At 42.8% G+C, this 13600-nt stretch carries 9 protein-coding genes; 4 read left to right on the top strand and 5 right to left on the bottom strand.

The genetic code is table 11. The features are described from left to right. Nucleotides 1-51 precede the first annotated feature (51 nt). Nucleotides 52-1281, bottom strand: a complete 1230-nt coding sequence (locus BACHE_RS00200) for an S-adenosylmethionine:tRNA ribosyltransferase-isomerase (protein ID WP_013545707.1) — start codon at nt 1279-1281, stop codon at nt 52-54. Nucleotides 1282-1434: 153 nt separating this feature from the next. Between BACHE_RS00200 and BACHE_RS00195 the strand changes: the two genes are divergently transcribed. Together BACHE_RS00195 and BACHE_RS00190 are read left to right on the top strand one after the other, a co-directional pair. Continuing rightward, nucleotides 1435-2571 (top strand): DUF2027 domain-containing protein, encoded by a 1137-nt coding sequence (locus BACHE_RS00195; protein ID WP_013545706.1) that lies wholly within the window; start codon nt 1435-1437, stop codon nt 2569-2571. 39 nt (nt 2572-2610) lie between these two features. Continuing rightward, complete coding sequence (locus BACHE_RS00190; RefSeq protein ID WP_013545705.1) at nt 2611-4140, top strand: sulfatase family protein; 1530 nt, start codon at nt 2611-2613, stop codon at nt 4138-4140. A gap of 372 nt (nt 4141-4512) precedes the next feature. On the opposite strand, the gene BACHE_RS00185 is transcribed toward BACHE_RS00190, so the two are convergent. Together BACHE_RS00185 and BACHE_RS00180 are read right to left on the bottom strand one after the other, a co-directional pair. Further along, nucleotides 4513-7317, bottom strand: coding sequence for a leucine-rich repeat protein (locus BACHE_RS00185; RefSeq protein ID WP_013545704.1), 2805 nt, complete (start codon nt 7315-7317; stop codon nt 4513-4515). A gap of 12 nt (nt 7318-7329) precedes the next feature. Next, on the bottom strand, nt 7330-8526 hold the full coding sequence (locus BACHE_RS00180) for a BACON domain-containing protein (RefSeq protein ID WP_013545703.1): 1197 nt from the start codon (nt 8524-8526) through the stop codon (nt 7330-7332). 270 nt (nt 8527-8796) lie between these two features. Between BACHE_RS00180 and BACHE_RS00175 the strand changes: the two genes are divergently transcribed. After that, nucleotides 8797-10836, top strand: coding sequence for a tetratricopeptide repeat-containing sensor histidine kinase (locus tag BACHE_RS00175; protein ID WP_041579509.1), 2040 nt, complete (start codon nt 8797-8799; stop codon nt 10834-10836). 125 nt (nt 10837-10961) lie between these two features. Beyond that, nucleotides 10962-11714: a LytR/AlgR family response regulator transcription factor gene (locus tag BACHE_RS00170; RefSeq protein WP_013545701.1), complete on the top strand. Its 753-nt coding sequence runs from the start codon at nt 10962-10964 to the stop codon at nt 11712-11714. Between the two features lie 142 nt (nt 11715-11856). Here the strand turns inward: BACHE_RS00170 and BACHE_RS00165 are convergent, their stop codons facing one another. Both BACHE_RS00165 and BACHE_RS00160 read right to left on the bottom strand, forming a co-directional pair. After that, the gene (locus BACHE_RS00165) at nt 11857-12210 is read right to left on the bottom strand and encodes a hypothetical protein (RefSeq protein WP_013545700.1); all 354 of its coding nucleotides are present in this window, start codon (nt 12208-12210) and stop codon (nt 11857-11859) included. A 323-nt stretch (nt 12211-12533) separates the two neighbouring features. Beyond that, nucleotides 12534-13592 carry a DUF4249 domain-containing protein gene (locus BACHE_RS00160; RefSeq protein WP_013545699.1) on the bottom strand — a complete coding sequence of 353 codons (1059 nt, stop codon included), beginning with the start codon at nt 13590-13592 and terminating at the stop codon, nt 12534-12536. Nucleotides 13593-13600: the final 8 nt, after the last annotated feature.

Below are 13600 nucleotides of genomic sequence, written 5' to 3'. Positions count from 1 at the left end.
TCCTACTGTTGCGTTTCTGTTTCATAGTGCACTCTGATACAGCCTTATGTGTCAGGGTATCAGCAATGATGAATCTCCATAACTCAAAAATCTAAAGTTGTGCTCAAGTGCGTAATTGTAAACCTTTCTCCAGTCTCCGTGTACGAAAGCCGAGACAAGCAGCAGCAGTGTGCTTTGCGGTTGGTGGAAGTTGGTGACCATTGCTTTTACTATCCGGTATTCATATCCCGGAGCAATGATAATCTGTGTGCTGGTGTGCAGAGTTTCCATGTCATGCCGGTCAAGGTAGCGGATGATGGCCTGCAAGGCATCCGTGGCAAGGATGGGAGTGGCTTCGGCTGGTATTTCATAGGGCTGCCATTGCTTTACGTGCAGGTCTGTTTCCTTGGCGTCGGGATTGTTCAGCAGGGTAACCCCGATGTGATAAAGGCTTTCCAACGTACGTACTGAGGTTGTTCCTACGGCAATCGCTTTACCTTCGTGGGCTATCAGTCTCTTCAATGTGTTGCGTGAAACGGATATATATTCCGTATGCATTTCGTGCCCTTCAATTTCTTCACTTTTCACTGGTTTGAATGTACCTGCTCCCACATGGAGGGTCAGTTCTTCCGTCTCTATGCCTTTGTCGCGCAGTGCATCCAGCACTTGTGGCGTGAAGTGCAGTCCGGCCGTAGGGGCGGCCACCGAGCCTTTTATTTTGGAATATACGGTTTGGTAAGTTTCCTTATCGCTTTCCTGGGTTTCGCGGTTCAGATAGGGTGGTATGGGAAGTTCGCCGAATACTTCGAGGATATCGGCGAAAGTCACTTCTGGATTATCCCAGCGGAAATCCACCCAATGGCTGGTTCCATGACATTCGCCGCGCTCGGCCGTTAAGGTTATCATCTTCCCTTTTACTTCCATTTCACGTTTCAGCACCCCTTCTTTCCACTTCTTCAGGTTGCCTATCATGCAAAGCCAGGCGGCATGCTCTGTCTGCTGGAAGTTGAGGGCGTAGTCGTTGGGCTCTATCGGTTCAAGGCAGAATACCTCGATCAGTGCGCCCGTATCCTTGCGGAAGTGCAGGCGTGCCTGTATAACTTTGGTATTGTTGAATATCATCAGGCTGCCTGCGGTAAGATATTCCGGAAGTGAGGTAAATGTGTCTTCGGAAACGTTGCCATGACGATAAATCAATAGTTTGGACTGATCTCGCACGGATAGCGGGAATTTGGCGATGCGTTCGTCCGGTAGCGGATAGTTGAATTCGCTGATATGGATATGTTTCGGATTCTGTTCCATGACTTTACTTTTTTTATCGAAGGGCAAAGGTACGTATATTTATCGTCTTTTTTCTATCTTTTTTTGCTGAGTTACCGTATCTTTGCAGATTGTGAGGAGGAATGGCCGACAACTTATCTGCGGCCGATTGTTTAACAAGAAAAGAATGACGAGATGAAAATAGGAGATAAAGTTCGCTTCCTTAGTGAGGTAGGAGGCGGTGTAGTGACCGGCTTTCAAGGCAAAAACATCGTATTGGTGGAAGATGCCGATGGTTTTGATATTCCTATGCCCATGCACGAATGTGTGGTGATAGAGACGGATGATTATAACATACCCACTCCGGCATCCAAAGCCGCCGCCCAAAAGAAGAAAGAGGAAGAACAGTCTGTCCGTCCGGTTTCATCCGCAGCGAAGCGGAATGTGCCCGGCGGTATAAACTCCTTCTGCGATGAGCCGCAGCTCCGTGTGGAGAAACCGCAGGTATCGGCCTATCGCCAGCCGGAAGTCAGGGGCGGCGATACGTTGAACGTTTTCCTCGCTTTCGTGCCCGAAGATATCAAAGCGGTGAGCACCACTCCTTTCGAAACGTATCTGGTGAACGACAGTAACTATTATATGTATTATACATATCTCTGTGCCGAAGGCAAGGCTTGGACAGCCCTTTCGCACGGTTTGATAGAGCCGAACACGAAATTGATGCTGGAAGAATTTGAGAAGTCCGGGCTGAATGACCGTGAGCATGTGGCTCTGCAAATGGTAGCCTTCAAGGACAACCGTTCGTTCGTGATGAAACCCTCTGTCAGTGTAGAGCTCCGCATCGATACGGTGAAATTCTATAAGCTGCATACTTTCCGGAATACAGATTTCTTTGAGACTCCGGCATTGATTTATGACGTTGTGAGGGATGACCGCCCTGCCAAGCAGGTTTTTGTATCTGCCGAAGATATCCAGGAGGCTTTGCTACAGAAGCAGATGGCGGATGTTCCTGCCAAACCGCAGACGCTCATTAAGCGTGGCGGAAAGAATGAAATCGTAGAGATAGACTTGCATATCGGTGAGCTGCTGGATGATACTCGGGGCATGAGCAACAGTGAAATATTGAACTATCAGTTGGATAAGTTCCGCGAAGTGATGGAGCAGTACAAGAACAAGCGCGAACAGCGCATTGTCTTTATTCACGGAAAAGGCGACGGAGTGCTCCGCAAAGCTGTTCTTGATGAATTGAAACGAAGGTATTCGGCTTGCAAGACTCAGGACGCCTCATTTCAGGAATATGGTTTCGGGGCAACGATGGTGACGATAAAATAAGAATAGCCTTTTCTTTATTAATTCAAAGTTTTAATCATTATGAAGAGAAACATCGCGCTAATGATCCCCTTATTGGCCGCATCAGTACAAGCCGGAAACATCCGGAAGCCCAATATCATTTTCGTATTGGTGGACGATATGGGATATGGAGACGTATCCGCCCTCAATGAGCAATGTCCTTTCGGCACTCCACATTTAGACGGAATGGTGCGAAACGGAATCAGTTTCACCGATGCGCACTCCTGCTCCGCCGTAAGCACACCTTCACGCTACGGCATACTTACAGGCAGATATAACTGGCGTTCCAATTTGAAATCACAAGTATATTGGGGTGACGAAACCTGCCTGATTCCCGAAGGACGATCCACGATGGCCTCCATGCTTAAAGAAAAAGGTTACTCCACTGCTTGCATCGGCAAATGGCATCTGGGATGGGACTGGCCGGGCATAGAGAAAGGCAAAGACAGCATCGACTTCGAGAAGCCTATCGGAAGAGGACCTACTGCTGTGGGATTTGACTATTTTTATGGCATCTGCGGTTCCTTGGATATGGCTCCTTATGTCTATGTAGAAAACGAGCGCCCCACGGCTATTCCCGATCACTATACAGAAGGCACGGGACTGGGATTCTGGCGTAAAGGCCTGACGGCTCCCGACTTTGTTCACGAACAAGTTCTGCCCAATTTTACCCAACGCGCCGTAAACTACATACACCAACACGCGGCAGACCGGAATCCGTTCTTTCTCTATCTGCCCCTTCCTTCGCCCCATACCCCAATTCTCCCTACTAAAGATTGGGAAGGACGTTCGGGCGTAGGTGCTTACGGAGATTTTGTCATGATGACAGATGCCATGATGGGGCAGGTGTTACAGGCGTTGGCCGACTGCGGCATCGAAGAAAATACGCTGGTGGTGTTTACTTCGGACAATGGATGTTCGCCTGCGGCAGATTTCAAGACCCTAAAGGAAAAAGGACACAACCCCAGCTATATCTTCCGTGGCATGAAGTCCGACTTGTACGAGGGAGGACATCGCATTCCCTGCCTGTTGCAGTGGAAAGGACATACCAAGCCCGGAAAGGTGGAGCAGACTATCTGCCTTACCGACTTCTTTGCTACTTTTGCCGATTTGAACGGTATCAAGCTGAAAGACAACGAAGGAGAAGATAGTTATAGTCTGAAAACGCTGCTACGCCGCCCTGATTCAAAGAAGATAGTCCGCGAAGCCACTGTACATCATTCCTATGACGGTGATTTCTCCATCCGGCAAGGCAATTGGAAGCTCGTTGTCACCCCTACATCCGGTGGATGGAGCTATCCGATGGCAGAAGATGTGAAAAAAGGCGGTTTCCCCCTATTGCAACTGTATGATATCAAAAACGACATCGGAGAAAAGCAAAATGTCGTAGCCAAGCACAAAAGCGTCGCTTTGCAGTTGCTGAAACTGCTGCAAGTATATGTCACAGCAGGAAGAAGCACTCCGGGAACCAAGCAAGCCAATGACGGAGAAGGGAGATGGAAGGAATTAGAGAAGGTATTCAAGGATTATCCTGAATTGGCTGACGAGTAAGGTTTTGACAAGCATTTCGGCATTTCTCATTGACAGCTAACTATTATGCTGATTGATTGATGCTTATTTTGCCGGTCATTTTGCACGCATTGGCAAGATTCTGCCAACAGGAGGGCATAAGTTGCATCAATTGGCACTTTGTCCGGCAAGTTGTACACGGTGAAACAGTGAAAGTAATGAAACCAAAACCGAAAAGAAACGCCGCTAAAGATTGAGAGTCTTTAGCGGCGTTTCTTTTCCACCCAACCGGTGATTGCAAGTCATTATTCCTGCGATTTCTGTTTCTTTGAGAAAATCCGTTTGTACCACGGCTTCGATACATTGTATATTTTCATCTTCGGGGCAGAGCCTACCACTTCATGTTCATTATTTCTATTCTATTGCTTGGATTGAAGTGAAATATTCACCCCATTTACTTGTTCTATAGGTTTCTACAGATTCAGAAGGAACATATAGAATACAATTTTCGTTTATTTCCATAAATACATTGTATATTGAACCAAATGTGGGCGGGGTGATGGCATGACAGTATATTTCTGCTAAATTAGTGCAATAATGGAAACACTCAGGTCTCAAATTGGTTATGGTCTTGGGTAATGTCAATGATTTCATACCAACATAGCCACAGAAGCCGCCATCTTTTATTTCTGTAATGCCTTCTGGTATTTTAATGTGACTTTCTACTTTGCCGTTGATGTAAATATTGGTGCTATAGTACATGGGATTTCCTATCAGTTGATTAAATCCCCGTGGACACTGTACATTGCACCATTTCTCCATATCGCTTATATATAATGATGTAAGGACGCATCCATAAAATGCTCCTGAACCTATGTAAGTTAATGTGTTCGGCATTTCTATGCTATTCACTCTTTTGCAGTCTCTGAATGCTTCAGAACCAATTTCTGATAATTTACCGGGCAAACTTATTTTATTAAGATTTTCACAGCTACTAAATGCTCCGTCTCCAATTGTAGTCAAATTACTTGAGAGGGTAATCTCGGTAATACTTGAGCAGCCAGAAAATGCATCCTTTCCAATGCTTGTAACATCATTGGGCAATTTAATAGATGGCAAACTTATGCAATTGAGGAAGGCATAATCTTCAATAGTGGTTAGGCCACCATCACTCGGAGAGGTAACTTTTGTTGCCGGTCTATTAATGTATGGTAGTGTTACATCTTTTAACTTAGAGCAATAGGCAAATGTTCCATTTTGTATTTCGGTGATGAAATCGGGTATCGTTATAGATTCAATATTGGTGTTACTCAAGGCATAATCTCCAAGATAATGCAGATACATTGGCATATTGATGTAATTCAGACTTTTGCAACCACAAAAAGCATAATCTCCGATATAGGATATACTTAAAGGAATGGTAACAGAAGTAATGTTGCTCATGCCGTAGAAAACGTAATCATTGACTTTTGTTATCGATGACGGTATTTCTATTTCTGTAACAAGTTTTCCATTTAAATACAAATATCCTCCTGGAGTTCCTCCAGAATAGTTACCGGTACTGCAAAATGGGGTACTACAGTTTCCATATTTAGTTGTCTCTAAATATATCTCACACCAACTGGATAGATCACTGATATATAAATCTTTGAGAGAAAAACAGCCATTGAAAGCGCCATCTCTGATTACTTTCAGGGATTTAGGAAGTGTGATGGATGTCATATTCGGACATGAACTAAAAGCCCAAGCTTTTATTTCATCTACTCCTTCGGGAATAGTTAAGCTCGTTATAGGAAGACTGGCGAAGGAATAAGCGCCTATTCTTATTAAATTCTGAGGTAAAATAATGGATTTCAGTTTTGTACCATGAAACATGTAGTCTCCAATTATATTATCACTTGTCTTTTGATTGCTATAATAAGCTCCTCCACCACTGATAATTGATGCTCCTTTTAAATCCAAGTCAACCAATAGGGGCATTTCTCGGATAAACTTTATGTCATCTCCGTTGAGTTTTCCTGTTAAGATTAGTGAAGTTATATTTTCTTTTTCGTCACTGCTTAATAAAGTAGATAATGAACCAGCATTTTCGATGTTTATTGATTTCTCCACAGAATATGGTGCTTGTATGATGGTCAATGTATCGGAGATGGCGGTTGACATTGAGCCATAGGAATCTGTTCTTTTTCTGCAATATATTATTTGGGCAGTACGGCCTGAAATATCTGTGTTTTTATCTATGGTGAGGTAACGGGTGTGAGACTGTAGGGCACGGGTCATTGGAACTTCGTGAATCCATTCTACAGTGGGAGTTTGTAATTCAAAATCCGTATTGGCTTGTATATTTACGTCAATGACGCCTCCTTCATAGCCTACTTTAATAGTCTTTTGCGAGAGAATAATCTGAAGGATGAAATCCTCGCTGTTAGGATTGAGAGTGTAAATGCATCCGGCTTTGAATCCACCTTGTGGAGCTTTACGTGCAGTGATTAGTTTCCTCTGTTGATTACTATCCGTGGTGTACAATTCTATTTCTCCATCTCTTTCTGGTATAACAGGGATGTATTGGCTTGTCCATTCCTGTTCCAGTAAATCAATATTTTCAATAGTCTCGCTTATTGAGGTTTTGCTTCTTAATTTGAAAGTATTGCTTGTAAGATTGTAAATACCTGATGCAAATAATGAATCCCTTTCTGATTTTAGGTTGATACCCGTTGGGGTGAAGGACTTTAAAATCGGGAAAATTTCTTTGTTTAGTGTAATTCTTAAATAAGCCAATATAGGTTTGAAGGTGAGATTTAGTGCGTTGTTCTCGACAACTCCTTTGGCGAACATGGGGAAATGGCCGAGGGATGTGTCAAATTCTATACTATTGTCAGTGGATAAGGCTTTGGGATATGTGGCATATACAGTATTGCCTTCTTTATTTTCTAATTGGTTGCCTGAACTGTTTGCGGTGAAAGTGGCATTGGAACCATTAACGCTTTCTACTTGGTAGTACAAGTTTGATTGTGTGGGAGTCGTTAAGTAAATGCCGTCTGTTGATTCCCAATAGGCATGTGTCGCATTTTCTCCATCTGTAAAAGCAACACGTGTGGCTGGCATTTCTGCTGTGATTATAATATCTTCTTTATTTCTGTTTTGATAAACAGATTCATCGGCACAACTGATTATTAATGCTGCCGTCGAAACTACTGTTATTATTCTATTTATTTTCATGGCGTTTGTCTTTTACCAGTTTATATGGGGAAGATCATTGATGGATCCATTGTTGATGGTTGCACCGTTTTGAGTAACAAGGATTGTGGCTTTTGTGCTTTTTCCTTGTAAGGTGATAGTTCCTATGCGTTTCTTATCTGAATCATTTTTTGCGATATTGAATTTTAAATCCATATCCGATAACCAAACTAACCGTGTGTTTGCTTGTGTGATCCAATCATCAGAAATTAATATAGAATAATCTACATTGGCTTTTGCGTTAATCACTATGCTGGTAGCTCCACTTTCTATAATATAAGATGACTTTTCTAATATAATCCCATCATTCTGCTCTTGTGTGATGAGGGCTGAAGTTGAAATATTGTATGTTGTATTCCTGAAGAATATTTGGGCAGAACGCTTTTCATATGTGTCGTTGGCACTAATCGTGTATTCGTAACTTGAGTGCGCGGTGCTTTGTGCAACTGATTTAATCCAGCTAACATCGGGAAGGATTATGTCATAGTTTACATTACTTTGCACCTCTACATTTATAGTGGCTTCTTCGGCCGATACCATATATTCATTCTGTGTCAGCACGATGTTGGGTGTCATACCCTCCTGATAGATTGTCACTTCTTCGGACAGCTCTCCGTAGCTGATGGTGATGTGTCCTTCGCGTTTGTCCGTGCCGGTGTTCTCGTCGGTGGTGAAGAGTAGGGTGGAGGTAGTCAGCCCGCGTGTGTTGGTGTTTGGTTTGGATTTAATCCATTCTTTGTCTTTTTCTGCTATTTCGTAGTTGTACTGGACATTCGATTTCAGTTCTATGCTTATCTCACCGCCTTCGGCTTTCATTTCCACTTTAGAGGAAGTCAGCAATATGGCATCCTTTTGCTTTTGTGTTATGGTAATCTCTTTCTTTATAGTTCCGCAGGTGATGATAACTTTTGTGTTGCGTTCATCGTAATCCGTGTTGGCGCTGGCCGAGATTTGCAATGTGTAGCTGCCGGCTTCTCCCTGCGAGGGTGACACGCTGCACCAACTTTGGTCGGCTTGGGCAGTCCATGTTCCGTTCGCAGTGAAGCTGAGGGAAGCTGCGCCTCCGTTGTCGGATAGTACTTGTGGCAATTCGGGGGAGGTGATGTCAATTTGTGGTGTGACAGGAGTGTCTTCGCTGGAACTGCAAGCCCAAAGCAGGGCGGCGGATAGAAAGAGGCAGAGGTGTTTCATAATCAGTCTATGTTTGAATCAGTTGATATTTGCATGAAACAAATGTAGAGATAACTGCGAATATGGACAAATGAGGAAATCCCTCCAATTGCATAAGAAGATGCTTTACTTGAATATCATGGCGAAATAATTGATTATGACATCTGATTTTGTCCGGAGGAAAAACATAGTTGTAAATATTGTGCGAAATACTTTCATTATTTTATTATATTTCACAATAAAATCTTTATGTTTGCAGAAATCTTTAAAATCTGGTTAAATTTAGGAGATATGCTGAAGAAGGTAAGGCGGATTGCATGGCTTTATAGTGTGTGTATGGGAATAGGCGCGATGGCTTTGCATTCGTGTACTGCCGCAGACAGAAAGACGGAAGATTCTGAGTTAAAGGCATTCCATGCTTTCTATGCGGAGAAGGTGGATTCGATTTCCGTCAATCCGCGGAAAGTAAGAACGGAGGTGTTGCAGCGGATGTGTAATGTCAGAGACAGTTTGGTGCATTATAATTATCTGGCTCTGGTGCTGAAGACCTGTCTCGCCACTTCGGATATTGATTCTGCCGGAATGCTGATACGCCGGATAGGGGATTTTACGAAAAGACAACCTTTCTCGCCTCAGTTGGCTGACTTGCAGTCCGAAAATCTTAACATGGAGGGAAATATTTACGCACGGACCGGATATATGGATTCTGCCATCGTTTGTTTCCAAAAAGCTTACGAACTGCGGATGCATGGAGAAAAGAAGGATATGGTGGCTGACATTCTGATAAATTTGGCTGACGCCTGCAACCGTTCGGGAAAGTTGGATGTAGGGGCGTCCTGGTATAGAAGGGCACTGTTGCTGTGTGACTCGTTGGGAATATCTTCTGCAAAAAAAACTCCTGTCTATTACGGGCTGGCTCAGATATACGTGGCTCTGAGGGATTTTGAGCAATGTGATCATTATTATGATTTGGCGTCCCGGAGCTATTCGGATATGCTGCCTTTCGAAAAGCATTTTTATTTGAATAACAGAGGAACTTCTTATTATTATAGAGGTGATTATAATACTGCTGTCGGCTATTTCAGACAGGTCATCCGGCTGACCCAGGAATATCCTGACATGGTGTTTGAGGCGAATCTTGGCCGTTTGAATTTAGGAGATTGCTTTCTGCAATTGGATGAAGCGGATTCTGCCGCTTTCTATATCAATAAGTGCCGTCCTTTTTTCCAGAAGATAGGCATGACTACTGCCCTTTACTATATTGATACCCAGGACATAAAACTGGCTTTGCTGCGAAAGGACTTGCTACAGGCCCAGCATGTGCTTGCCGAAGGAATCACTCCGGCGGACATTGATCCGGATATGGTTCATATCCGTAATAAGTATTTGCAGCAGTTCAGTGAGGAAGCCGGAAACTATAAGCGTGCTTACTACTATCTGAAAGAGAACAATCATCTGGATGATTCCATCCGGAATGAACGGGTGAAAATGCGCACGGCGGATTTGGCTCTGCGTTATCAGCAGGACTCTACTGTGATGGCACAAAAAGTTTTTATTCAGGAAAAAGAGAATGAGGTGCTGGTGCTGAAACAGACACGGATTTTCTGGATAGCCGTATGCGCTATCACCCTGCTGGTGATAGGTTTTGTTTACATGTACAGCAAAAAGAAACGTGCCTTGCTGCTTGCACAGAATTATCGCACTGTGTCTATGCTCCGTCTGGAGAATATCCGTAACCGCCTGTCACCCCATTTTATATTTAATGTTCTGAATCAGGAGATGGCCGAACGGAAAGCGGAGGAGCAGCAAGGGCTGGCTTCTTTGGTGAAGCTGATGCGCCGCAATTTGGAACTGGCGGAGCAACTTTGCGTTACGCTGGCCGAAGAACTGGATTTTGTTAAAACATATATTGATTTGGAACGGCGTTCTTTGGGCACTGATTTTCATCCGGTAGTGGAGATTGGGGTGGATGTATATCCCGAAAAAGTATTGCTGCCTTCTATGCTGATACAGATTCCGGTGGAGAATGCCATAAAGCATGCTTTAAGGGGAAAAGAAGGAGAACGTAATCTGTGGATCTCTGCCTGTCGCCAAAAAGATGGTATCCGTATCAGAATAACAGACAATGGAGGCGGTTATCGCCTGAACAGCCGGAATCGGGGAACCGGAACAGGAATGAAGGTGGTGATGCAGACTATACAGATATTGAACCGGAAAAACAAGGAGGGAATAGATGTGGCTATACACAATGTGACGCTGCCAACCGGAGAAACCGGGTGTGAAGTTACCTTTTTGTTGCCCGAGAAGTATAATTATAATATCGAAAAATGACAGGATAGTCTCGTTTTTAGTACAGATAGGACTGATAACGGCTGATTAGTCTTTGCCGGAGGATTTCCTGTTTTGCGAGAGAATAAGATAAAATCTATCTTTGTAACAGAAAACATGAACAAAACATGGAGAAGTATAAAGTCATAATAGTGGACGACGACGAGATCTCTCTTGAAAATTTGGGTCTTGAACTAAGACGTGATGTCCGTTTCTCTCTGGAAGGTTGTGCGAGAAATGGCAGGCAAGGTAAGAAGTTGATAGCCAAAACACAGCCGGATTTGTTGTTTTTGGATGTGGAAATGCCTGACATGACAGGTATGGATTTGTTGCGGGAAATGCGCGAAAGCATTACATGGAACATGCGCATTGTATTCTATACGGCTTATGACAAATATATGATACAGGCTATCCGCGAAGCTGCCTTTGATTATCTGTTGAAGCCTTTTGAGAAGCAAGACCTGAAAGATATTCTCATGCGTTTTGTAAAACAGGCAGGAAGCGGACAGAGAACAGTTTTTCCGGCGGGAACAGCTTTGAATATAGGGCAGACTTTCATTGTATTTACTCCGACCAATGACATGCGTGCATTGCGTCCCGCAGAGATAGGTTTCTTCAGGTATTGCTCTGACCGGAAGCAGTGGGAAGTGATACTCAGTAACCAGCCTCCATTGGTATTGCGGCGTGGCATGACGGCCGAACAGATAACATCGTATTCATCTTGCTTCGTGCAGATACACCAATCGTACATCATTAATATTGATTACTTAATGCTTATCAAGGATAATAAGTGTGTCTTATATCCTCCTTTCGATAAAGTGACAGAATTAATTGTTTCAAAAAAATATAAGAAAGAATTGCAAGACCGCTTCTGCTTGTGAAAGTAGGGTGATTATATAACTGGTTAGGAAGTTGACAGAATAAGACACTGTTGACATAAAAAAGAAAGGCATCAGGAACTTGTCCGATGCCTTTCTTAATTTATTAATCAAATACGTCTTTCGTATTTTGCGGATGTGAATTTTACTTCACTTCAATGCCTTTGTTCTGCAATGTAACATTCAATACTCTGGTGTAGTCAGCATATTGTTTCTCGTTCAAGGTCTTCTTCATCAACTTCAGATTACCATAAACTGCATTGCGAAGTAACTTCTCTTGATTCTTTTTTGAAGTTGTTGCACGTTCCATCTGTTCGCTGAAGTATTCGCAGATGTTGGCTACTTCTTCGTGTTGGTTGGCAGACAAATTCAAATATCTGCCTAATTTGGTTACGTTGATGTTACCTTCCCATTTTGCAGTTGTAGGTTGATTTCCTGCTGCAAATACTGTAGCGGTCAGGCAGACTGCTACTGCTAATGTTAATCCTAAACGTTTCATAATACCTACTTTTTAATTGTTATTCCTAAAAACTAATCTATTCTAAACTAATACCTATTGAAAAACTTTCAAGCTTTAGCTTTTCTTTTTACCTATGCAAATATAGGAATATGTTTTATAACACAAAAAGGAAAGAGGAGAAAAGTGAGGTATATACCTTCATTTCTTGATTTAGATCAATTGTTTGATGTAAAAAAGATCGTCTTATGCTGATTATGTAATGCGAATGCAACAATATATGGGATGTTTATTGCTCATAATGATACTTTAAGTGCCTTATTAGGAGCAAAGAGATTTTGGGAGATTTTGGCGTGGAGTCTTTCTTATAGTTTCTTTTCCGGGAATTTTATGATTATTTTTGTTTCTGCACTGATTCCTACAAAGCCCAAACCGTTTTGAATATTTGATGGCAGTCTGACAGGCTCCATTAAAACGCTGTAGCCAAGGTCCTCCAAAGTATTCAGGGCTTTCAGATAGCGGTATTCCTCTTCAGTCAAGCTAAGCAGGCGGATAGTGATGGTTTGCGTACGATATAATTGTTTATAAGATATTCCTGTCGGATAAAGGTCGTCATAGTGTGGTGTATATACATTTAATGTAGCGGAAGAATTCCTGAAACGACTGTCGGTAAAGATATTGTATTTGTTATTAATGGTGGAAAGCATTCCGTTGTCTTCATCGTCATAGTTGGATGGATGCCCGTCTGTCAATATTACATCTTCGCAGTTGATGAGTTTATCCATCTGCTGAAAGATGATTCTTTCTTTATTGGCCTCGTTTAGATAACGGAATTTAAAGTCATTCAATATTTCGAGCCGGTAATGGTTTCTCTCGTCGGGACGATCTTGCAAGGTAATTTTGTATTGACGGCAGAGTTCTTGCTGGTTGTGTATTCGCAAATAGGCAAGGCAGGTATCTACTTTTATACTTTCCAATGCTTGTGGAACGGTTACTTCGGAACTGACCCGGTAAGTTTCATTTTCGGCTGTAGCTTCCAATCGTATATTGTCACCGGGATGCAGGACAGTGGTAAGGCGAAACTTTTTGAATAGAATGGGTGGATAATTGGATTTTTCGGGAAATTTACCATATATATCTTCCGGAGTCATGGCTTGCGGAGTTTCAACAACCCGGCCGTTGACAAAAAGAGTAAGAGTGGCTTCATTCAAGCGGCCGATATTGTTTCCTTCACTCAGATTCAGAATGACATAATTCTCTGTACTCCCGGCATTGAGCAGCGCATTCATGATTAGCATTGTTTTCTGTTTTCCCGGATTATAGGGAATTTCATTTTCGCAGGCTGCCAGCAGAGCAGTGATGGCTATGTATATGATGGCAATTGCTATATTTACGATGAGATGTAATTTTATTTGGGTTTTCATGGCAAATC

It is taken from the genome of Bacteroides helcogenes P 36-108 (assembly GCF_000186225.1).
Taxonomy (GTDB): domain Bacteria; phylum Bacteroidota; class Bacteroidia; order Bacteroidales; family Bacteroidaceae; genus Bacteroides; species Bacteroides helcogenes.
The sequence above is the reverse complement of the archived record's forward strand: the minus strand, read 5'-3'. Positions and strand labels throughout refer to the sequence as shown.